General features: G+C 45.9%; 22 protein-coding genes and 1 riboswitch. Of the genes, 3 read left to right on the top strand and 19 right to left on the bottom strand.

From position 1 onward, the window contains the following. Nucleotides 1-47: 47 nt before the first annotated feature. The 7 genes from HPL003_RS19700 to pdhA all read right to left on the bottom strand — a co-directional run bounded on the left by HPL003_RS19700 (nt 48) and on the right by pdhA (nt 8,637). Nucleotides 48-1,535, bottom strand: a complete 1,488-nt coding sequence (locus HPL003_RS19700) for a glutamate synthase subunit beta (protein WP_014281497.1) — start codon at nt 1,533-1,535, stop codon at nt 48-50. 238 nt (nt 1,536-1,773) lie between these two features. Further along, nucleotides 1,774-2,262, bottom strand: a complete 489-nt coding sequence (locus HPL003_RS19695) for a dihydrofolate reductase (RefSeq protein WP_014281496.1) — start codon at nt 2,260-2,262, stop codon at nt 1,774-1,776. 19 nt (nt 2,263-2,281) lie between these two features. Next, a complete protein-coding gene (thyA, locus tag HPL003_RS19690; RefSeq protein ID WP_014281495.1) occupies nt 2,282-3,076 on the bottom strand; it encodes a thymidylate synthase in 795 nt (264 codons plus the stop codon). Nucleotides 3,077-3,404: 328 nt separating this feature from the next. Continuing rightward, nucleotides 3,405-4,826 (bottom strand): dihydrolipoyl dehydrogenase, encoded by a 1,422-nt coding sequence (gene lpdA, locus HPL003_RS19685; protein ID WP_014281494.1) that lies wholly within the window; start codon nt 4,824-4,826, stop codon nt 3,405-3,407. 3 nt (nt 4,827-4,829) lie between these two features. Further along, complete coding sequence (locus tag HPL003_RS19680; protein WP_014281493.1) at nt 4,830-6,443, bottom strand: 2-oxo acid dehydrogenase subunit E2; 1,614 nt, start codon at nt 6,441-6,443, stop codon at nt 4,830-4,832. Nucleotides 6,444-6,477: 34 nt separating this feature from the next. Beyond that, nucleotides 6,478-7,458, bottom strand: a complete 981-nt coding sequence (locus HPL003_RS19675) for an alpha-ketoacid dehydrogenase subunit beta (protein ID WP_014281492.1) — start codon at nt 7,456-7,458, stop codon at nt 6,478-6,480. Nucleotides 7,459-7,569: 111 nt separating this feature from the next. Then, a complete protein-coding gene (pdhA, locus tag HPL003_RS19670; protein ID WP_014281491.1) occupies nt 7,570-8,637 on the bottom strand; it encodes a pyruvate dehydrogenase (acetyl-transferring) E1 component subunit alpha in 1,068 nt (355 codons plus the stop codon). A 255-nt stretch (nt 8,638-8,892) separates the two neighbouring features. Here pdhA and HPL003_RS19665 point away from each other — a divergent pair, with 255 nt between their 5' ends. After that, the gene (locus HPL003_RS19665) at nt 8,893-9,627 is read left to right on the top strand and encodes an alpha/beta hydrolase (protein ID WP_014281490.1); all 735 of its coding nucleotides are present in this window, start codon (nt 8,893-8,895) and stop codon (nt 9,625-9,627) included. Nucleotides 9,628-9,785: 158 nt separating this feature from the next. On the opposite strand, the gene HPL003_RS19660 is transcribed toward HPL003_RS19665, so the two are convergent. Then, complete coding sequence (locus HPL003_RS19660; protein ID WP_014281489.1) at nt 9,786-10,250, bottom strand: low molecular weight protein-tyrosine-phosphatase; 465 nt, start codon at nt 10,248-10,250, stop codon at nt 9,786-9,788. A gap of 150 nt (nt 10,251-10,400) precedes the next feature. Between HPL003_RS19660 and HPL003_RS19655 the strand changes: the two genes are divergently transcribed. Together HPL003_RS19655 and HPL003_RS19650 are read left to right on the top strand one after the other, a co-directional pair. Continuing rightward, on the top strand, nt 10,401-11,042 hold the full coding sequence (locus HPL003_RS19655; RefSeq protein ID WP_043922453.1) for a thiamine diphosphokinase: 642 nt from the start codon (nt 10,401-10,403) through the stop codon (nt 11,040-11,042). 279 nt (nt 11,043-11,321) lie between these two features. Continuing rightward, nucleotides 11,322-11,822, top strand: a complete 501-nt coding sequence (locus tag HPL003_RS19650) for a C40 family peptidase (RefSeq protein WP_014281487.1) — start codon at nt 11,322-11,324, stop codon at nt 11,820-11,822. Between the two features lie 69 nt (nt 11,823-11,891). On the opposite strand, the gene HPL003_RS19645 is transcribed toward HPL003_RS19650, so the two are convergent. The 11 genes from HPL003_RS19645 to HPL003_RS19595 form a co-directional block, all read right to left on the bottom strand. Beyond that, a complete protein-coding gene (locus HPL003_RS19645; RefSeq protein ID WP_014281486.1) occupies nt 11,892-12,587 on the bottom strand; it encodes a response regulator transcription factor in 696 nt (231 codons plus the stop codon). 143 nt (nt 12,588-12,730) lie between these two features. Then, entirely contained in the window at nt 12,731-13,789 is a 1,059-nt protein-coding gene (locus HPL003_RS19640) for a ThiF family adenylyltransferase (RefSeq protein ID WP_014281485.1), read from the bottom strand. Beyond that, nucleotides 13,786-14,553 carry a thiazole synthase gene (locus HPL003_RS19635; RefSeq protein WP_014281484.1) on the bottom strand — a complete coding sequence of 256 codons (768 nt, stop codon included), beginning with the start codon at nt 14,551-14,553 and terminating at the stop codon, nt 13,786-13,788. Before HPL003_RS19635 ends, HPL003_RS19640 begins: the two co-directional genes overlap by 4 nt. 2 nt (nt 14,554-14,555) lie before the next feature. After that, on the bottom strand, nt 14,556-14,759 hold the full coding sequence (gene thiS / locus HPL003_RS19630) for a sulfur carrier protein ThiS (protein ID WP_014281483.1): 204 nt from the start codon (nt 14,757-14,759) through the stop codon (nt 14,556-14,558). Continuing rightward, the gene (gene thiO, locus HPL003_RS19625) at nt 14,756-15,904 is read right to left on the bottom strand and encodes a glycine oxidase ThiO (RefSeq protein ID WP_014281482.1); all 1,149 of its coding nucleotides are present in this window, start codon (nt 15,902-15,904) and stop codon (nt 14,756-14,758) included. Before thiO ends, thiS begins: the two co-directional genes overlap by 4 nt. A 58-nt stretch (nt 15,905-15,962) precedes the next feature. Then, nucleotides 15,963-16,568 (bottom strand): DUF561 domain-containing protein, encoded by a 606-nt coding sequence (locus HPL003_RS19620; protein ID WP_043922452.1) that lies wholly within the window; start codon nt 16,566-16,568, stop codon nt 15,963-15,965. Between the two features lie 296 nt (nt 16,569-16,864). Further along, nucleotides 16,865-16,973, bottom strand: a riboswitch (TPP riboswitch). Between the two features lie 88 nt (nt 16,974-17,061). Then, complete coding sequence (locus HPL003_RS19615) at nt 17,062-18,615, bottom strand: ABC-F family ATP-binding cassette domain-containing protein (RefSeq protein ID WP_014281480.1); 1,554 nt, start codon at nt 18,613-18,615, stop codon at nt 17,062-17,064. 205 nt (nt 18,616-18,820) lie between these two features. Next, nucleotides 18,821-19,810 carry a hypothetical protein gene (locus HPL003_RS19610; RefSeq protein WP_014281479.1) on the bottom strand — a complete coding sequence of 330 codons (990 nt, stop codon included), beginning with the start codon at nt 19,808-19,810 and terminating at the stop codon, nt 18,821-18,823. Beyond that, nucleotides 19,797-20,351: a hypothetical protein gene (locus tag HPL003_RS19605; RefSeq protein WP_014281478.1), complete on the bottom strand. Its 555-nt coding sequence runs from the start codon at nt 20,349-20,351 to the stop codon at nt 19,797-19,799. The genes HPL003_RS19610 and HPL003_RS19605 overlap by 14 nt, the downstream gene beginning before the upstream one ends. A gap of 1 nt (nt 20,352) precedes the next feature. Then, entirely contained in the window at nt 20,353-20,748 is a 396-nt protein-coding gene (locus tag HPL003_RS19600; RefSeq protein WP_014281477.1) for a hypothetical protein, read from the bottom strand. A gap of 41 nt (nt 20,749-20,789) precedes the next feature. Beyond that, nucleotides 20,790-21,269 carry a hypothetical protein gene (locus HPL003_RS19595; RefSeq protein WP_014281476.1) on the bottom strand — a complete coding sequence of 160 codons (480 nt, stop codon included), beginning with the start codon at nt 21,267-21,269 and terminating at the stop codon, nt 20,790-20,792. Nucleotides 21,270-21,289: the final 20 nt, after the last annotated feature.

The raw sequence follows: 21,289 nt of genomic DNA, 5'->3' as shown, positions 1-21,289 counted from the left end.
CATCCGAGGATGGAGCTTTGACTGGATAACTAATATATAACTTATATTTACACCAAAACGGTAGCGCCCATCAGGTATTTATCGACCTCACGTGCGGCTTCCCGACCTTCATTAATGGCCCATACAACAAGGCTTTGCCCGCGGCGCATATCACCAGCAGCAAAAACCTTATCTACATTCGTAACATATTTCCCGTAACGTGCTTTAACGTTGGAACGACGATCAGTTTCCAAACCAATTTGCTCCACAATCGTTTGTTCAGGACCGTCGAATCCAATAGCAATGAGAGCAATCTGTGCCGGGAATATACGCTCGGTACCCGGAACCGGCTGATAGATTTTACGCCCCGTTTCATCGACAATACGCTGAATTTGAATCGTGTGCAGCTCTTTCAAATTACCGTTCTCATCACCTACAAACTTCGTTGTCATGATGGAAAACTCACGCGGATCTTCCCCGAATATCGCCTTCGCTTCCTGCTGTGCATAATCGAGAGAGTACACATTTGGAAATTGTGGCCAAGGATTGGCAATGGGGTCACGCTCCAAAGGAGCTTTGGCATGTGTGCCAAATTGAGTGACGCTTCGACAGCCATGACGTAAAGAAGTAGCTACACAATCCGAACCTGTATCACCACCACCGATCACAATAACATCCTTACCCTGAGAGGACAAATAGTTGCCATCTTCCAGGTTGGAATCCAGGTAGCTCTTGATGGTACCATTCAAATAATCCATTGCATAATGAACGCCATTCAAATCGCTACCTTCAATGTTGAATTCTCTCGGCTTCGTAGAGCCACCGCACAGTACAACCGCATCATACTCAGCAATCAGCTGATCGGTAGGAATATCCTTTCCGATCTCTGTATTCGTAATGAATTGAATGCCCTCTGCCTCCAGTAAATCCACACGACGCTGAACAACCTTTTTGTCCAGCTTCATGGAAGGGATGCCATACATCAGCAGCCCGCCAACACGATCCGCACGCTCATACACGGTTACACTGTGTCCTGCTTTGTTTAGCTGCGCAGCAGCAGCCAATCCTGCGGGACCCGAGCCGACAATAGCTACCCGTCTGCCTGTACGCTTTTCAGGCGGATTAGGGACAACCCAGCCTTCCTCAAAGCCTTTTTCGATAATAGCTTCCTCAATCGTCTTAATCGTAACAGATTGCCCGATCAAGCCGACCGTACAGGAACCTTCACAAGGAGCAGGACAGACACGCCCAGTAAATTCAGGGAAATTATTTGTTTTGTGTAGCCGATCCAGTGCTTCCTTCCACAAACCACGATATACGAGATTGTTCCATTCCGGAATAAGATTATGAACCGGGCAGCCCAAAGTCGCCCCCATAATGTCCATTCCCGTATGACAATAAGGAGTTCCGCAGTCCATACAACGTGCCCCTTGGGTACGCAGCTCTTCTTCGGACATATGCTTATGGAATTCTTCCCAATCCTTAATACGCTCTGCCGGATCCCGGTCTGTAGGAAGCTGTCGTGTGTATTCCATAAATCCAGTTGGTGTAGACATGATACGTTCCCCCATCTCTTCGCTTATGAACCCCGTTCATCCATTCAGAATTTGAGCTAAATTCGAATTTGTCTGTTTGTATCATGAAAGGGTCTATTCTCGTTGAATTTGATTTATTGTATCACAATACAGCGCAAAAGTAATGAAAACTTATGCAACTTTCTGCATCAACAGCCAAAAGGATTTTTTATATGGTTCATTAATTTTTCAAATGAGCGAGGTCAAATGTATCCCAATCTTACTTCGTCCTCTCGTAAACGACAAAACGGTAGTCGTAAGGGTTTCTTTCATCCTTGACACCGGGAGTCTCACTGACTACATTCCAGCCGTTCCAATCCAGCTCAGGAAAAGTCGTATCTCCCTCGAAATTCTCATCAATCCTGGTGACGATTAGCCGATCAGCATGTGTCCAGAACAGTGAATAAATCTCCGCGCCGCCGATGATCATCAGTTCTTCCTGCGCAGCCAATTGGAGACCTTCCTCCAGAGAATGGATCACTTCTGCGCCCTCTGCCAGATAGCTCTGATCACGGGTCAAAATAACGTTACGCCGCTTAGGTAGGCTTTTTCCGCCAAAGGATTCCCATGTCTTACGCCCCATGAGTACGGTTTTTCCGATCGTCTGCTCCTTGAAAAATGCCATATCTCTCGGCAGGCGCCAAGGGAGACTGTTATCCCGGCCAATGACGCCGTTTTGTGCCATAGCCCATATCATCGTAATGCTCATAACTCACAGCTCCCCCAAATCAGATAGCGACTGGCGCCTTGATACCCGGATGATATTCGTAATTCTCAAAAGCAAAGTCCTCGTACGTATAATCAAATATCGAATCCGGTTTACGAAGGATTTTGAGCTGAGGCAGTGGATAAGGATTACGCTCCAGCTGCGTATGCACTTGTTGCATATGATTTGAATAAATATGCACATCGCCGCCTGACCAAATGAATTCACCCGGCTCCAAACCACACTGCTGTGCAACCATATGCGTTAGCAATGCATAACTAGCGATATTAAAAGGAAGGCCAAGGAAGGTGTCGACTGAACGCATGGTCAGCATGCAGGAAAGCTTCCCTCCGGCCACATAAAACTGAAATACAAAATGGCATGGCGGGAGCTTCATTGAATCGATTTCACCCACATTCCAGGCACTGACGATATGTCGGCGGGAATCCGGGTTGTTTTTAATCGCTTCAATGACATTCGCAATCTGATCGATATGTTGTCCGTCTGTTGTTTCCCACGCACGCCATTGTGAGCCATACACAGGTCCCAGATTCCCCTGCTCGTCTGCCCATTCATCCCATATGGTAACCCCGTTCTCTTTGAGGTAAGAAATGTTAGTATCTCCCCGTAAGAACCACAGCAACTCATGGATGACGGATTTTAAATGTACTCTTTTAGTTGTCATCAAGGGAAAACCCTTGGCCAGATCAAAGCGGAGCTGTCTTCCGAAAACAGAAAGTGTTCCCGTCCCTGTACGGTCCTCTTTTTTCACTCCATTCTCCAATATATCCTCCAGCAGTTCCAAGTAATTCCGCAATTTATTTCTCTCCTTTAAGCCTGAATAAACACCGGCATTCATAAAATCTGGACGTAACTGAACGTTAAAATCGTTTCACGTTCACGAACAGCATCCAGTATTCCAAAGCCCGCAGCGTCAAATTCTAATCTAGAAAAGACCTGCTATTCTGCACCCATATCTATATTTAGTTTATCATGGACTACGCATTATTGACTATCTACTGTTTGAATTTTCATCGTCGTCCTGAAAATCCTAGAATATGGAAAAAGAGACAAAGAACGCAGATATAGCGCTCCTTGCCTCTCTTTCCATGTATGAAAACCAAAAACGAGATAATGAATTGGTATTAGCGACGTGGCGCCAATGCATGGATCGGATGACCCAGCACGACTTCCGCTGCTTCCATAACGATTTCGCCCAATGTAGGGTGAGCATGAATAGTCAAGGAGATATCTTCGAGTGTAGCACCCATTTCAATCGCCAGACCCAGCTCAGCAATAAGGTTGGAAGCTTCCAGACCTACGATTTGCGTACCCAGTACCAGACCTGTATCTGCATCAGCTACGATTTTAACAAAGCCTTCAGTAGAGTTCAGGGAAACGGCACGACCGTTTGCTCCATAAGAGAACTTGCCAACTTTGACATTGTGGCCTTTTTCTTTGGCTTGTGACTCAGTGTAGCCTACGCTGGAGCATTCTGGATCTGTGAAAACAACAGCCGGAATACATTTGTAGTCTACTACAGACGGTTCGCCTGCGATCGCTTCAGCAGCCACTTTACCTTCGTAAGAAGCTTTGTGAGCCAGAGCAAGACCAGCAACGATATCGCCGATTGCAAAGATATGAGGAATGCTAGTGCGTCCTTGGTGGTCAACTTTCACCAGTCCACGCTCATCCAGTTCTACACCGATCATATCCAGACCCAGTTCACCGTCTGTGTTTGGACGACGTCCAACGGTCACAAGCAGGTAATCAGCAGTTACTTCTTTGCTTTCGCCGTTAACGGAGAATTTCACCGTTACGTCTTTATCTGTTTGCTCTGCACTTTCCGCTTTAGCGCCAGTGAAGATTTCAATACCGGTTTTCTTCATGCTCTTCGCAACGATCGAAGTCATATCCTTGTCGAAGCCAGGAAGAACAGTATCCATACCTTCAATGATCGTTACTTTGGAACCGAATTTGGAGTACATTTGCCCAAGCTCTGCACCAATGTATCCACCGCCGATTACGATCAGGCTTTTCGGAATTTCAGGCAGGTTCAACGCTTCTGTAGAAGACAGAATACGTCCGCCAAATGGGAATGGCTTCAATTCGATTGGACGGGAACCTGTTGCGATAATCGCATTTTTAAAACGGTAGCGAGGTGATTCATGTTCGTTGAATACACGCGCTTCGTTTTCGTTGATGAACATGCACTCACCATTGAAAACTTCAACTTTATTGCCTTTGAGCAGACCGCTTACGCCGCCAGTCATTTTCTTAACAACACTGTTTTTGAATTCTTGCGTTTTAGCAAAGTCAACTTTTACATTCTCAGCCGTAATACCGAAAGACTCGCCGTGTTGGGCAGCTTCATATTGATGAGCTGCAGAGATCAAAGCTTTGGAAGGAATACATCCACGGTTCAGACAGACACCGCCCAGCTCCGATTGGTCAACGATCAATACGCTTTGTCCCAATTGTGCAGCACGGATAGCAGCTACATAGCCGCCAGGACCCGCACCGATAACCAATGTGTCAATATCCAGAGAAGCGTCTCCTACTACCATTGATTACACCTCCATAACAAGCAACTCAGGGTTAGCGAGCAGCTGTTTGATATAGTTCATGAAGTTTTGAGCAGTTGCACCGTCAATAATACGGTGGTCAAAGCTCAAGGAAAGAGCCATTACAGGAGCGGCAACAATTTCACCGTTTTTCACGACTGCTTTCTCACTGATACGGCCAGTTCCCAAGATTGCAACTTCAGGGAAGTTGATGATTGGAGTAAAGAACATACCGCCTGCGGAACCGATGTTAGAGATAGAAATTGTGCTTCCTCTCATCTCATTGGCAGCCAGTTTACCATCACGACCGCGTACAGCCAGATCACGAATGGAATCAGCGATCATCCAGATGCTCTTACGGTCAGCATCTTTAATTACAGGAACGATCAGACCATTGTCTGTATCTGTGGCAATACCGATGTTGTAGTACTTTTTGTAGACGATTTCGTTGGCTTCTTCGTCGATCGAGGCATTCAGAGCCGGGAATTGACGGGAAGCTGCAACCAATGCTTTTACGATGAATGGCAGGTATGTTACTTTCGTGCCTTTCTTCTCAGCGATTGGTTTCATACGAGTACGGAAAGCAACCAGCTCGGTTACGTCCACTTCGTCCATAATCGTAACGTGTGGAGCTGTGTAAGCCGATTTAACCATAGCATTGGCAATCGCTTTGCGGATACCTTTAAATGGTACGCGATCTTCCTCAGCACGCGGATCTGCTGCTGGTGCGGATGGCGCTGCTGCTTTCGCTTCTTTTTTAGCTGGCTCTTGTACTTTTGCAGTTTCTTTCGCTGCTGGTGCAGCCGCTTGGCCTCCACCATTTTTGAAAGCTTCTACATCTTCTTTAGTGATTTTACCATTTTTGCCGGAGCCACTCACTTGAGCGATGTTTACACCTTGCTCACGTGCAAATTTGCGTACGCTAGGAGTTGCCAGCACGTCTTTGTTTGTTGCAGCAGGAGCTGCAGCTTGTTTTGTGTTAGCTCCGCCTTGTGCAGCATCCTGTTCTTGTTTAGTGGCAGCCGGTGCTTCTTCTTGTTCAGGAAGCTCACCCTCTGCAGCAATTACTGCCACAACTTGACCTACGTTAAAGATGTCTCCGTCTTTGGCAAATACTTCTTGAACCGTACCATTGACCGGACATGGAACTTCAACTACAGCCTTGTCGTTTTGTACTTCCATGATGATATCTTCATCTGTTACTTTGTCGCCAGGCTTGATGTGCATCTTGATGATTTCGCCTTCGTGAAGACCTTCACCCAGCTCTGGGAATTTATATTCAAATCTAGCTGTACCTGCAGCTCCGCCTTGTGCAGCAGCACTTGGCTCAGAGCTAGCAGCTGGCGCTTCCGGTGCTTCTTCCTGTTCAGGAAGTTCACCTTCTGCATCGATTACAGCCACGACTTGACCTATGTTAAAGACGTCTCCGTCTTTGGCAAATACTTCTTGAACCGTACCATTGACCGGACATGGAACTTCAACTACAGCCTTGTCGTTTTGTACTTCCATGATGATATCTTCATCTGTTACTTTGTCGCCGGGCTTGATGTGCATCTTGATGATTTCGCCTTCGTGAAGACCTTCACCCAGCTCCGGGAATTTATATTCAAATTTAGCCACGTTTAAAACCTCCCAAATTTACGGTGTGCTTCAATTAAAATTCCAGTACTTTATTAACCGCATCAATGATACGTGTTGGCGTTGGCAACCAAGTATCTTCAATTTGAGCAAAAGGATAAACGGTGTCCGGACCTGCCACACGCAGAACTGGTGCTTCCAGATGCAGAATTGCTTTTTCGTTAATTTGTGCAATCACTTCAGCAGCTACGCCGGAGCTCTTTTGCGCTTCTTGAACAACGATGGCACGATTTGTTTTTTGAATGGAAGCCACGATTGTATCAATGTCAATTGGGCTAACGGTACGCAGGTCAATAATTTCGACTTTAATACCTTTTGTTTTTTCCAGTTCATCAGCAGCTTTGACAGAAGTGTGTACCATCAAACCATAAGTAATGATTGTAACATCGGAACCTTCACGAACTACGTTCGCTTTACCCAGCTCAACTGTGTAATCATCCTCAGGAACTTCAGCGCGGAATGCATGGTACAAGTTCAAATGCTCCATGAAAAATACTGGATCGTTATCGCGAATAGCCGCGATCATCAGACCTTTTGCATCATAAGGATTGGAAGGAACAACAACCTTGATACCTGGTGTTTGAGCCAGGAGTCCTTCCAGGGAATCTGTATGCAGCTCAGCAGCTTTAACCCCGCCGCCAAAAGGCGTACGGAATACGATTGGAGAATTGTAACGTCCACCGGAACGGTAGCGCATACGGGATGCCTGGATCGCCATTTGGTCGAGTGCTTCAAAGATAAATCCTACGAACTGGATTTCAGCTACAGGGCGGAATCCTTGGACACCCAGACCCACAGCAAGACCCCCGATTGCGGATTCCGCCAACGGAGTATCAAATACACGTTCTTCGCCAAACTCTTTTTGCAGACCTTCTGTTGCGCGGAATACACCGCCTACATGACCTACATCTTCACCGAAAAGCAGGACGTTAGGGTCGCGTTTCAACTCTACGCGCAGTGCGTCACGAATCGCTTCTTTCATGTTCATTTGTGCCATTTGCTTCATTTCCTCCTTAAACATTGACAGATCAGTTTCAGTTCAGGTCCAATTGAAAAGACAGACCGGATCGGGATGCCGCCCGGTCTCTCTGATTTAGTTCAAGCTCAATTATTTAAAATCAGCTTTTTGTTCTTCCAGATGCTTAGGCGTAGATTCGAACATGCTGTCGATCAGGCCGGAAATGGTCATTTTTTCTGTTTTCTCGGCTTTTTTGATCTCTTCGTTCACTTTCGCTTTAGCTTCTTCTTTTACGCGTGCTGTATCTTCTTCAGTCCAAAGCCCTTTTTTCTCAAGATATTTCGCAAAACGGGCAATCGGATCTTTCGCATTCCATTCGCCTTCTTCTTCTTTCGAACGATACTTACTTGCATCATCAGACAGGGAATGCGGGCGGAAACGGTATGTTACCGCTTCAATCAGTGTAGCACCTTCGCCGTTACGTCCGCGTTCAGCAGCTTCTTGAACAGCCTTGATAACTGCGAGTACGTCCATTCCGTCGATTTTCACGCCTTTGATACCGGCAGCAACCGCTTTGTGAGCGATCGAAAGAGCAGCCGTTTGCTTCGAAAATGGAGTTGTGATTGCGTAGCCATTGTTTTGCACAAAGAAAATAACTGGCAACTTGTATACACCAGCGTAGTTCAGGCCTTCGTAGAAGTCACCTTCGGAAGAACCACCGTCACCTGTATATGTAATGGCGACTTGTTTTTGTTTTTTCAGTTTGAATCCCATTGCAATACCCATAGCGTGCAAAATTTGCGCGCCGATGATGATTTGCGGCATCAATACATTAACACCGTCCGGCACTTGGCCGCCGTGTTGATGACCACGGGAATACAGGAATGCTTGATATAATGGTAGGCCATGCCAAACGATTTGCGGAATATCGCGGTAGCCTGGGGCAATAAAGTCTTCTTTTTGGAGTGCGTATTCACTACCAATCATTGTTGCTTCTTGTCCGGATACCGGAGCGTAGAAGCCGAGACGTCCTTGACGACCCAAGTTAACGGCACGATCATCCCAAGTACGTGTAAATACCATACGATACATAATTTCTTTCAACTGATCATCTGTAAGTTTAGGCAATTTATCTTTATTGATAATTTCACCATCCGGAGAAAGCACGGACAGAGCCTCAACTTCCTCTGTGTACACTTCATAAGGAACCTTGCTCATTTTCTTCACCTCAACAAAAAAATTTGAATATCAAGTTCCGCTGTTATAGGATTATTATACACCTGTTATATTGCTTGCGTCAAAGATTTAGTTATTTTTTTTACGTCTGCCACATTTTTGTGTGTGTAACAGGGGACGTTTTTTACTATAACAGCTTAGTACATGATTGAAATTTTAAACATCTATTGCAATCAGGGTAATCTTAACTTATTGTGATCCCGAATGCAAAATTATACCCCAGAAAGGTGACAAATAATGACGGATTCCCGGTATTTGAAACGAACCATCTTAAAAGACGAAATAAACAGCCGCTTTCTTGGCGAAACCAGAACACTCCGTATTTATTTACCCCCCGGCTATAATGAAATTTTGAGCTACCCGGTCGTGTACTGTCAGGACGGAGAGGAATTTTTCAATTTTGGCCGCATAGCAACACAGGCAAACCGTCTCATTCTGGACGAAGGCGTTGAGCCTTTCATCATCGTCGGCGTTGAAGTCAACACGAAAATCAGAACTCAGGAGTATGCTCCCTTCGGCAATCGCTTTGAGGCGTACACCGCCTGTTTTGCAGAAGAGATTATTCCCTATGTAGAACAGAAGTATCCTATAAGAAGAGATGCATCGTCCCGGATTCTGGCTGGAGATTCACTAGGAGGTAGCGTGTCTCTGCATTTGGCCTTGCTATATCCCCAACTGTTCAATCGTATTATCAGCCTGTCCGGTGCTTACTATGAAGCTTCACAAGATATTATCGCTCGTGAGCGTGATCTGTCCCATCTGCGGGTGTGGATGACGGTTGGTCTTCAAGAAGATGCGTTTGAAAGCGACACCGGCATTTACAATTTTGTAGAACTTAACCGCCAATGCGCAGATTTGCTGCGCGAACGGAACGCTGAGGTTTCCTATCGAGAAAAGGATGGCAAGCATTTATGGGGCTTTTGGCAAAATGAGCTGCCTGGCGCGCTAATGTATTTTTTAGATCGCTCCTGAGTGAAGCTTTTCCAAAGCTACAGAGATTACCGGGGATTGGGCATTTGTTGACCAAATTAGGTCGTCATGCTCTTTCCTCTTTAATTTCCCCACACGTTGGATGCGCTTTCAAAATTGGAACGAAAAACGGCATTTTTTGCCGTCTTCTGTCGTTCACATTATAGCTTTTCTTCTATGATTTTGTCCAGCAAGGCATTGCAACCCGCATCCATTAATCGGTATGTTTCTTCAAAATTTCCGGTAAAATATGGGTCCGGAACCTCTCTCAGCTTTTCTTGTGGCAGCAGGTCCATGAATTTTAAAATGTCAGCCTCCGCTCCGCCCGCGAGTTTGCGCATGTTTTGTTCATTGGAATCATCCATACACACAATATAATCAAACGCTTCAAAATCATGTCCTTTTATCTGTCGCGCCTGTAAACCTTGTTTACTAATTCCGTGCAGCTTGAGCTGGTTTAACGTTCCCTCATGCGGAGGATTTCCGATATGCCAGTCTCCTGTTCCTGCCGAGTCTACCCGAATTTTCGCACCTAGTCCCCGTTCCTGCGCTTTATGTCTCAGTACCGCCTCCCCCATAGGGGAACGGCAAATATTACCCAAACATACAAACAAAACGTTAATCATTTCGCTCTCCTTCCTAAATTACACATTACAATTCCTTTTTCCTGTTCCATTGTAGCTATGCCCTCCAAAATTGTGCAAGCCATATTTAACGCGTTATACTTAAAAGCTGATGAGCTATGTAGACGTATGGCAGAAGAAAGGATGTTGGATATGACGAAGAAGCGTGCCATTGTATTTTCCGGCGGTCGTCTTGGCGAGGAAGATCTACAACAAATACAACCCGGGGATTTCATTATTGGTGCAGATAAAGGTGCCCTTTTCCTGATCGAACACGGCATTACGCCACACGTATCTGTAGGAGACTTTGATTCAGTAACACCTGAGGAAAAGTCACGGATTGAATCCGCAAGTAAACGTATGCTTTCGTGCGATCCGGTGCTCAAGGACCTGACTGATACAGAGCTTGCTCTGGAAATTGCCATGGATGAGCAGGCAGAGTATGTGCTTATGCTTGGCGTTACAGGCACAAGGATGGATCATACTCTGGCTAATATTCAAGTATTGGTACGTGCGATGCAGCATCATATAAGCTGTGCCATTATGGACGCCCATAACTATATTGAACTCACTGGATCAACGCTGGAGATTGAGCCTATGGGCTATACATATACATCGCTGGTTCCTATGACTGCCGAAGTAACCGGTATAGAGCTGGATGGATTTATGTATCCACTGCATAATGCCACACTTAAAATGGGACAATCACGCGGTGTCAGTAACAAGCTGATCGCTCCAAAAGGGACAATTTCCATTGAAAGCGGGCTGCTGCTTGTTATCCAAAGCAAAGATTAATTATGACATTATTGTAACCATCGAAAAAGATTCTTTTTCGTTTGAAACCCTTGATAATCAAGGGTTTTATATGTATCCCGATTTTTGAAATTCGATATTTTTTACAAATTGTAATTTTTAATCGTTTTTTAATAATTGGCGTTTAAGCCTTGTCCCTCAAGCATTTGAGCGTGTTTTTCCAACTATTAGGCGACTTTAAAGCTGTTATACTCAACGCTGTCAGTTAGTTAGCAACTCAGCTAAATATTGCACAAATCAATTTCTGGAGGTACTTACAACATGAACATGCATAATATCATAAAAAAGGCAATTATCACAGGAATGGCAGCGACCATCGGCTTTGGAACGTTTGCATTAGAGGGAATAAATACGGCTCAAGCTGCCACCGCTACTACTTCTGTAGGTCAAAAAATAATTAACTACGGTGAAAACTATATGGGGACCCCTTACAAATTTGGTGCTTCCACAAGCACTACACGCAATTTTGATTGCTCTTCCTTCATGAAGCACATATTTCAGAAATACGGCGTTAACTTGCCTCGTACCTCTGTTGCACAATCGAATGTTGGACATGCCGTATCCAAGTCCAATCTGAAAAAGGGTGACCTTGTGTTCTTTTCGAGCGGTAGTCGCGCCACAGGCAGCAACATTACACATGTAGCGGTCTATGCAGGCGGAGGTAAAATTTTACACACATACGGTAAACCGGGCGTTACAATTTCCGATTTGAATTCCGGCAACTGGAAAAGAACATACATCAAAGCACGCCGCGTGCTGTAGCATTCATCTGATTAACGTATTCAAGCTGGGACACAGGGTCTCGGCTTTTTTATATTTTCCAATACTATACTACTCTGCTTCCGGGGGTGTTCTGAGTGAATAGCCGATGCCTCGCTCCGTGCGAATCATTTTGAATCTTTGCCCTTTGTCTACCTTCACTCTCAAATGCCTGATATACACGTCCACTACGTTCGTATCTACAATATAATCATGCTTCCAAACATCCTTCAAAATTTGCTGTCTGCTGCAAACCTGATTAAGATGTATAGCCAGGTGAAGCAAAAGATCAAATTCCTTCGGAGTTAATTCCAGCTTCTGCCCGCCTCTGCTTACCAGCCTGCTTCCACTATCAATATGTAAATCACCCGCCTGTATCGGCCTTTTCACATCACGTGCAGTACCAAAGATCCGCAGTAAATTAGCCACTCTGGCTTGAAACACTCTAGGGGAAAAGGGTTGGACAATCACATCATGTGCTCCTTGCTCAAAACAGGAAACAATATGGCTCTCATCGTCTGATGAGGTCATTACGAATACTGGAACAGTGGGATTATTTTGTTGCATGGTACGGATCAAGCCTTGCGTATCAGACTGCTCATTATCCATATTCAGAAGCAGCAAATTCACAGAATTCTCGTCTAAAAAAGACTTTCCCTCTGCTATATTGCGGGCGTTAACCACCTGATAGCTTTCCTGCTCCAAATGACGTGTATACGTAGTAGCAGATGCTTCATTCCCATCCACGAGTAAAATTAACGGGTTCATTCTTCTCACCCACCTGTGATTGGACATAGGACTCCAATATGGATACAGACGTATTTGATACAAACGATTCGAACCTATTTATTATATTGTAACAAAAAAGCAGTGAAATCATTCCGCGAAGGAAGACTTCCTGCTTTTACGGTTTAGCCTAAATAACGGTGATAGATTTTCCTTGCTTCTGTGACGTCTTTCGTTCCGTGTATTAACGCTCTCCCATCTGCAAAAATAACTAAACGGTGCGTCCCTACACTAAATGAAACCAAAAACGGATTTCGCTCCACTGCTCCCTCTCCCAAAGAAGCCAGCCTGTCTGCTGTTTCTTTAAGATTCACCTGTATCGGCTCTGCTGGTCTAATTTGAACGGTATCCCGACCGCACAGCACATCTGTTTTCTGGCGATGGGCTGCTGACAAATACGGATACGTGGGGTGGCTGCCGCAAGAAGGACAATCCGTTTTTTTGACGCTATCCACTGTTATCGCTACGTACTCATTTCGCCACAGATCAAACGAAAGCAGCTTTCCCCTGAGATCATCACGATATCCGCCGAGTAACTTGAAGGCTTCCGTGGTCTGGTTGGCTGTAACCATCTGCACCGCCTGTGGAATGATCCCTATGGTATCGCAGGTTTCACCGCCGAACGGTACAGCTCCAAGCAGACAATGAAGACAAGGCGTTTTCCCTGGTAAAATAGTATACGTTACCCCATAGCTGCCAACACATCCCCCATAAATCCAGGGAATGCGATGCTTTTGTGCCATATCGTTCATTAGTAGCCGGGTATCAAAGTTGTCGGTGGCATCCATAATGAGGTCTACTCCCTGAATCAGCTCCTCCAATTCCTCTACCCCCACATCCAGTACATGTGCATGTATGGTCGTTTCCGAATTGATTTCCTTTAATCTTCGCTGGGCAGCTACCGCTTTGGGACACCTCGCTACGGCGTCACTCTCCTGAAAAAGTTGCTGGCGCTGCAAGTTACTCCATTCCACATAATCCCGGTCTGCGATGGTCACGGTGCCTACGCCTCCGCGAACGAGCGTTTCCGCAATCCCGGTTCCCAGCGCTCCAGCACCTATGATTAATACGTGGGACGAAGCCAGTCGGCGTTGTCCTTCCGACCCGAAAGGAGTGAATCTTTCCTGTCTGGAATAACGATCATTTTGTTGTACTTGTACACCAGCTTTTTCAGTCGCCTTCATGCCTGAACCAAACCTTCTGTCGGGCTGCTTGCAGAGGCATAACGTTTTACAGGAATCAGGCCCGCCTCAAAACCATATCTGCCCGCGCGAACAGCTAGCTTCATCGCCTCAGCCATTTTCACGGGGTCCTGGGCTCCTGACACAGCTGTATTCAACAAAACAGCATCTGCCCCCAGTTGCATCGCCATTGCTGCATCTCCAGGTGAGCGAATGCCAGCATCGACGATAACTGGAACCTCCGCTTGTTCAATAATTAATTCCAATGAGAACGGGTTTAGCAGGCCGCGTCCTGTTCCAATGGGTGAAGCTCCAGGCATAACAGCATGTACGCCAAGCTTTTGCAGCCTTTTGGCCAGAATCACATCATCCGATATGTAAGGCAGCACGATAAAACCTTCCTCCAGCAGTTTTTCACTAGCCTTGAGCGTTTCAAAGGGATCAGGCAGCAATGTCTTGCTATCCCCAATGACCTCCACCTTAATCATATCGCACAGACCTGAGGCTCTCGCCAGCTTAGCGATACGCACTGCCTCATCCGCCGTTGTCGCTCCTGCCGTATTGGGAAGCAGCGCATAACGACTCAAATCCAGTGTATCCAGAAAATGTTGCTTATCCCGTTCCTCCAAATTTAATCTTCGCACGGCAAATGTTAATATTTCGGTCTCCGCAGCTTCCACAGCTTTGGATTGAATATTCAGATCGGGGAATTTTCCTGTACCCAATAACAGCCTTGATGTAAAAGATGCTTTACCAATCGTTAACATCATTAACCACCTCCTACAAAATGTACAATTTCCAAGCTATCTCCATCCTTCAGTACCGCTTCATCATGATCTTCACGAGTCAATATGTGACGATTCAGCTCCACCACTACCGTTTTCACTTTCAGATCCAGCTCTTTCAGCAGTTGATCCACATGAATAATCCGATTGGAAAAGGTCATGTTCTGACCGTTGATCGTCAGCTTCATTTGCTCGCCTCCTTTATGCGTTCAGGAGAAAAGCCGCTTATTCCAAGCTCAGCCATACCAACCCCTTTTAACAGAGCTGCTATCACACGCCCGGTAGCTTCACTCAGCAACACGCCGTTCCGGTAGTGCCCGACCGCGGCATATACTCCTTCTACGCCGGGAACAGGCCCAATACAAGGACGCCCCGCTACTGCCTGCGGACGCAAGCCCGCCCAAGTACGTATAAAAGAAGCTTCACGGACGCGAGGCAACCAGGCAGAAGCACGGGCCAACAGCCCCTCCAGGCTTACAATGGTCACCTCTTTGTCATCTTGATACGGCAGACTTGTCGCTCCAATCCAAAGCTCGTTGTTCTGCTTGGGCACTAGGTAAATATCATCGGCGTAAATGGTATATTCCAAAGGATGATCCTTCAAGGAGATGGCAACAGCCTCACCCTTGACCGGATAAAGCGGATATTCAAAACCAACCTGCTCCAGCAGTCGCATACTATCCAATCCTCCAGCAATAATGACCTGATCGCAGGAAAAAAAGCCACTGTCTGTTTGTACGCCACAAACCCGCCCATGCTGTACTACAAGTTGCTCCGCCTGTGTACCAGACCATATTGTTGCTCCCAGCACCGTAGCTGCCCCCGTATAAGCACAGCAAAGCTGAGCAGGAGAAATCTGTGTCTCCTTTGATCGGTATATAGCCCCGATCGCTTGACCATCCAAACCTGGAATTCGGCGGGCCAATTCTCTGGCATCCCACCATACAGGAAGGTCATCTTCTCGCGCAATAGCCGCATGCCAGCGTCTTTGCGCCTCTGCTTCCGACCGGAAGGGAGTCACAAATCCTTCTGTCCGGAATTCTACCGAAACACCGGAGAAACGTTCCAGATCACGAACCAGCTCCGGAAATGCATCCCGGCTTGTGCGAGCGAACTGTGCCAATTCCGGATCGGTGAATTCTTCACTCTCTGCTGCCAACATCCCAACCGCAGCTCCTGAGGCTCCCTCACCCGGAATGAATCGCTCCAGCAATATCGTGCTGCGACCCTCCTTGGCCAAATGATAAGCAATGGAGCTACCGATGACACCTCCACCAATGACCAAGCATTCAGCGTGTCCAATAGCTGGTGCCTCTGTTTTTATCTCTGTCATATGTTCCATCTCTCCCCTCACTTTACGATTCTGCTTGCAGCGATCTCCTACTTTCGTTTCACCAGTGCAGTCTGTGAGCTACCCGATCTGCCATTCGCCTGTACGCCATCACAGCCGCAACAGGGGACTCAGCCTCCCAGATGCCGGACCTCACCGCAATTCCGCTTGCACCCGCAGTATACAGCTCGGGAATATGGCGTGGTTGTATGCCGCCTAGAGCAATCACAGGGATGCTCACCAACCTGCTTATGCGCTTAAGCTGTGCTATACCTCGCGGAGTAACACCAGGCTTACAATGAGTCTCATACACATGACCATAGAGTACATAATGCGCTCCTGCCCATTCGGCAGCCTGTGCCTCCTCCAAAGAGTGCACTGACACCCCGCAGCGCGTACCTTCTGAAAGTAAACTTTTGACTGCCGCAACAGGTAATCCGTTAGCCGGTAGCTGGATAGCTCCAACGGAGGTAAGCAAAGCAACATCCACACGATCATTTACTGCAATTTTCTGTAAAGGAACTCCCAGATTTACCATACTGCGGGTCAAAGCAAGCAATTCTAATGCGCCCTTCTGCTTCAAGCGTACGTGTATATAATGAACATACGGATGAATAGCAGCAGCCACTTGGGCAGTATGTGCATATGCATCGGAATCGCCTTCCATCGTAATTACGTGCAATTCGATCTCATTCTCACCTCACAATGGACTAAATGGTTGTAAGCTGACCCTGTATCTTTACAGTCTCATATCGTGCTATACGGTATGGACTAACCACGTTTACCAGCAAAAAAATGAAGGGGTACGGTATATGAATACGAGCATATGAACACGAACGAACACGCAAAAAAACCACTTCCCAAAGGAAGTGGTTTAACGTACGTCCAATAACCAAACGGATCATTATATCCGTATACGTATATCGTCCCACGTACAAACAAAGTAAAGATTTCGTTACCTCGTTTGTACGGCGCTCACTTCCCTACGCTGGCATAACCCAGATCAGGTGCAAAGGGTCCGAAATCCGTTTATTCCGTCTCAGCCGCATGGGCGGCTCCCCTAGTGTAACTATTTTATTGTATCAGCTAAAGATAGCTTAGCATAATTTCCTAATCCTGCAAACCCTGCTTCTTGTGAAGCTTGGTACAGAATTGGATATTTAGTTGACTTTACTTGTCCATTCTTCCACATTCCACGTTTTGGTTACCCAATCCTCATAAAAGTCCGGTTCGTGAGATACGAGCAGCACCGTTCCTTTATATTCCTTCAAGGCACGTTTCAGCTCATCCTTCGCTTTGATGTCCAAGTGATTGGTAGGCTCATCGAAAAGCACCCAGTTGCTTTCCCGCATTAGCAGTTTGCATAGGCGGACTTTGGCCTGCTCACCACCACTGAGCGCGGATAGCGGACGGGTGATATGCTCATTTTTCAAACCGCAACGCGCCAAATGCGCTCGTACTTCATGCTGATTCAAGTGTGGAAATTCATTCCACACATCCTCAATCGGTGTAACTTTCTCTGCGCGTACTTCTTGTTCAAAATAAGCTGTCTGCAAGAAATCCCCTTGATAGGTCTTGCCGCTGATCGGCGGAATTTTTCCCAGAATGGTTTTGAGCAATGTCGATTTACCGACACCATTGTAGCCCACAATCGCGATTTTATCGCCACGTTCAATCGTCATGGACATTTTAGGCAACAGAGCATGGGTGTAGCCAATTTCAAAATCAATACCCTCAAATACCGTTTTCCCACTTGCACGTGCTTCTTTAAATTGGAATGTTGGCTTAGCCGCTTCTTCCGGTTTATCAATGCGCTCGATTCGATCAAGCTGCTTCTCACGGCTCTTCGCCCGGCCTGACGTAGAGGCGCGAGCCTTATTGCGTTGAATGAAATCTTCCTGTTTCTTAATAAAATCCTGCTGCTTCTCATAAGCTTCAATATGCTGGCTTTTGTTCAGGTCCGCCATTTCAAGGAACTTTTCATAGTTGGCTGAATAACGGGTCAGCTTGGCAAATTCAAGATGATAGATGACATTAACGACCTGATTCATAAACTCAGTATCATGAGAAATAAGAATAAACGCATATGGATAATCCTTCAGATAACGTGTAAGCCATTCAATATGCTCTACATCCAAATAGTTGGTAGGCTCATCCAGCAGCAACACATTCGGCTTTTCCAATAGCAGCTTGGCAAGAAGGACCTTCGTCCGTTGTCCACCACTAAGTGCGGAAACATCCCGCTCCAGTCCTATCGCGGAAAGGCCCAATCCATTCGCCATTTCTTCAACCTTCACATCGATGAGGTAAAAATCCCCCATATCCAGTTGTTCCTGAATTTCACCCATCTGTTCCAGCAACACTTCCAGTTCTTCAGGAGAAGCTTCCCTCATCTTGTCAGTGATCTGCATCATTTCCTTTTCCAATTCCAACAATGGGAGAAAAGCGTCCTTCAGTACATCCCGCACCGTTTTACCAGGTGTCAGCTTGGTGTGCTGATCCAAATACCCATAACGTACACGTGGAGTCCATTCCACTTTGCCTTCATCCTTAAGCAATTTTCCGGTCAGGATGTTCATCAGTGTCGATTTACCAACACCATTGGCTCCCACCAAACCTACACGTTCCCCTCCGAGCAACCGAAAGGATACATTTTTAAACAATGCGCGGTCCCCAAAGTTATGGGATACATTTTCTACAGTCAATAAACTCATAAGCTGTTTTTGGCTCCTTATTGTCATCGGCGATGCCGACTGTTCTTATTTCATATGCATTTCTTTCAAAGCCTTATTGTAGCACATCTAGCAGCCTTATCGGAATATTGAAAATGGGTGAATTTTAAGGATTTTGATATTGACCTGCTTATAAAAAAAGAAAAACCACTCATGGGAGTGATTTATTTTAAGATTGTTTAAATATCTATTTATAATCATTATCACATTTATATTCAAAATACCCTGCGGCAGCCGCAGATTTTTCATCAGTAAAACGCTCTGTCGCTTTATAGGGGGCTGGGCAGGACTCTCTGTAGAAATATTTCATTCCGGTATCCGGCTCTACACCGCCGATTATGGCTTGTTTCCTAACGACTCTTCCGCCACCAAACCCATAGTTATTGTAGTATCTGTCTCCAACCGGGATTCCCTGGATAAACGCCATCAGCCCCACATCATCTACCGTGTTATACCATTCCTCTTGTGAGATGAGCGGTAGCGTGAATGTATAAGATATACCATTATGTGCTGCTTTTTCGTTATGAAGATTAATGAGTCGGCCCAGATCCTCCTGAATGCTGTGAACAATGGTGGAACGTCGTACTTGCTCAAAAGCTTCCGGGTCATTAAGCAACGAGATCATTGTCTGTCCTTGAAGCTCTTTCTGAAAGCCCTCTACCCAACTGTGATTCCTAGCATCATAGGCATGTACATAATTATCCAAAGTAAACCCTACACTGTTACCTGCTGAATCAACGTAGGCATAAGGTTTTTTTTCACTCCATTTGGGTCCTTGGACAGCTTTTCCATGCTCATCTATGTAAGATTCGGAAGCGAACACATAATAGCCGTCATAGTCCAAAATCATAAGTGCAGGCATATAATCCAATAATGCGCGTTGTGCCACTGTATCCCCATCAATCCCCATATTAAGAAAAAGGGTATGCAGAAACGTGTTCAGCGCTTCTTCTTTATCTACACGAAAAAATTTGTCCGAGCCATACCCAGCCTCTCGTTCCTGACGCTCATTCTGTGAAAGCACGACACCTGCATCCTGAACTGCGGTACGGAGAGCCGAGGTATATTTCATTTCCAATTGCTGCACTTCTCGCTGATTCTGCACCCGCAGGTCACTAACCACGCCAAAGGGCAGAAAGAGCAGTATAAATATAACTGCAAAATCAGTAATCTTCATTCAGAACCATGCCCCCGTAAGAAGCTGTAACCGCAGGTTTGCCGCTATCTACCCCACCAAGGAGCCATGATTTGTACAAATCCGCAGGAGTCCGATTCGTATTGTGTACCCGCACTGTAAAATAATCTCCTGACATCATGGTATACCAACGTGTTTGATCCAACTTTGCCTGCTGATTGTCAGGAAACAGTACAGGCAAGATTTGCGGGTTATAGTAACCGTCATAAACGGAGGTATAGTAGCCGAGAAAACTATCCGGCCTCGCCGCATCTGCATAGTCCGGTACATATTTTTTGTGCATATGCTCCAATTCAACCTCATACGTATTACCCGTCAGCTCTAGCTCACGCATAAAATCGTTATACATCGTCGGTGTAATATATCCCTTCGTTCTCACCATATCAACAAAACGTACGGTTGAATGATACGTATTTAACCCGGATATATCGTCCTGCCGTTCAGCGGCTTGAGCTGCGGGCACTATGTATAAAAGCAGTATAGCGAGCAGTGCACCCAACAGCTTGGATATAGATTGAACCACTTCAGTACTCCCCCAATTTCTCAAAACGTATGGATTGTATATCTCCATACTGATCGCGCTGTGGATGCATGGAATATAAAGAGAAAGCATCGAGGGCTGATACATCGGGCTCGAACGGTTCAGAATACATATCGTACACTGTACCATCGACTTGAACAGGAATGCCGTCCTGCAAGTTCATACGGATTGCCTGCATAACTTGAGTTCCTTTGATCCGTTCTGGCATACTCACCTCTAAAGTACGATTTATGCGCCCCTCGGAATGCTCCTCCTGCTGCGATCTTAATTCCAGTGTAGTACCCATCTGACTGGACAGTTCTGCTGCCACTGCACATGCAGTTATAAACAGCGTAACTGACACACCAAGCCGCAGCATACTTGAAGCGTGATCAGACATGCTTCCCATCCCCCTTACCATTGATATCCTTATTCTGCTCCCTAGGATTGGGTGAACAACAGCCCCCGTACAACGTTTGATTTATCTTTGACGATTTCCGCCTTGAATTTACCACTTGGATTTACATATTCGTTTTCTTTCTCATTCAGCGTATTCGTTATTTTTCCTGTCTTATCACTTCCACCATTCACCGCTCCATACTGTTCACTGTCTGGGCTAATGTTCAGAGCATTACCATACCACTGACCCGTCATGTTTTTTCCGGTTTTAATTTGAATTCCGAATTGGTCCTTACCTTGAAACTTCCGCAGCGCATTGGTCACCTGGGACCCGCTGATCGTTGTACCGTCATATACCGTAAAAGAGGCTTGAGATAACTCGGTCTGGATATCGGCAAAATTGTTTTGTGCCGTTTTGGTTGCCTCCTGTGCCGAAATAAACAAAATAACTACAATTGTGATCAGTGCAATGGTCAAAAATATGCCAGCAGCTACTTTTAAGGCTGTTGATGCGTTATTCATTATTTTTCTCTCCTTAGCTG

It is taken from the genome of Paenibacillus terrae HPL-003 (genome assembly GCF_000235585.1).
Lineage (GTDB): Bacteria > Bacillota > Bacilli > Paenibacillales > Paenibacillaceae > Paenibacillus > Paenibacillus terrae_B.
The sequence above is the reverse complement of the archived record's forward strand: the minus strand, read 5'-3'. Positions and strand labels throughout refer to the sequence as shown.

Bases quoted from the DNA above. Each gene is read 5' to 3' on its own strand.
- HPL003_RS19655 (WP_043922453.1), top strand. From the start codon at position 10,401: ATGACGAAGAAGCGTGCCATTGTATTTTCCGGCGGTCGTCTTGGCGAG.
- HPL003_RS19615 (WP_014281480.1), bottom strand. From the start codon at position 18,615: ATGAGTTTATTGACTGTAGAAAATGTATCCCATAACTTTGGGGACCGC.
- HPL003_RS19610 (WP_014281479.1), bottom strand. From the start codon at position 19,810: ATGAAGATTACTGATTTTGCAGTTATATTTATACTGCTCTTTCTGCCC.
- HPL003_RS19650 (WP_014281487.1), top strand. From the start codon at position 11,322: ATGAACATGCATAATATCATAAAAAAGGCAATTATCACAGGAATGGCA.
- HPL003_RS19620 (WP_043922452.1), bottom strand. From the start codon at position 16,568: ATGGAAGGCGATTCCGATGCATATGCACATACTGCCCAAGTGGCTGCT.
- pdhA (WP_014281491.1), bottom strand. From the start codon at position 8,637: ATGAGCAAGGTTCCTTATGAAGTGTACACAGAGGAAGTTGAGGCTCTG.
- HPL003_RS19665 (WP_014281490.1), top strand. From the start codon at position 8,893: ATGACGGATTCCCGGTATTTGAAACGAACCATCTTAAAAGACGAAATA.
- HPL003_RS19645 (WP_014281486.1), bottom strand. From the start codon at position 12,587: ATGAACCCGTTAATTTTACTCGTGGATGGGAATGAAGCATCTGCTACT.
- thiS (WP_014281483.1), bottom strand. From the start codon at position 14,759: ATGAAGCTGACGATCAACGGTCAGAACATGACCTTTTCCAATCGGATT.
- HPL003_RS19700 (WP_014281497.1), bottom strand. From the start codon at position 1,535: ATGTCTACACCAACTGGATTTATGGAATACACACGACAGCTTCCTACA.
- HPL003_RS19600 (WP_014281477.1), bottom strand. From the start codon at position 20,748: ATGTCTGATCACGCTTCAAGTATGCTGCGGCTTGGTGTGTCAGTTACG.
- HPL003_RS19695 (WP_014281496.1), bottom strand. From the start codon at position 2,262: ATGAGCATTACGATGATATGGGCTATGGCACAAAACGGCGTCATTGGC.
- HPL003_RS19595 (WP_014281476.1), bottom strand. From the start codon at position 21,269: ATGAATAACGCATCAACAGCCTTAAAAGTAGCTGCTGGCATATTTTTG.
- lpdA (WP_014281494.1), bottom strand. From the start codon at position 4,826: ATGGTAGTAGGAGACGCTTCTCTGGATATTGACACATTGGTTATCGGT.
- HPL003_RS19675 (WP_014281492.1), bottom strand. From the start codon at position 7,458: ATGGCACAAATGAACATGAAAGAAGCGATTCGTGACGCACTGCGCGTA.
- HPL003_RS19640 (WP_014281485.1), bottom strand. From the start codon at position 13,789: ATGAAGGCGACTGAAAAAGCTGGTGTACAAGTACAACAAAATGATCGT.
- HPL003_RS19660 (WP_014281489.1), bottom strand. From the start codon at position 10,250: ATGATTAACGTTTTGTTTGTATGTTTGGGTAATATTTGCCGTTCCCCT.
- thiO (WP_014281482.1), bottom strand. From the start codon at position 15,904: ATGACAGAGATAAAAACAGAGGCACCAGCTATTGGACACGCTGAATGC.
- HPL003_RS19635 (WP_014281484.1), bottom strand. From the start codon at position 14,553: ATGTTAACGATTGGTAAAGCATCTTTTACATCAAGGCTGTTATTGGGT.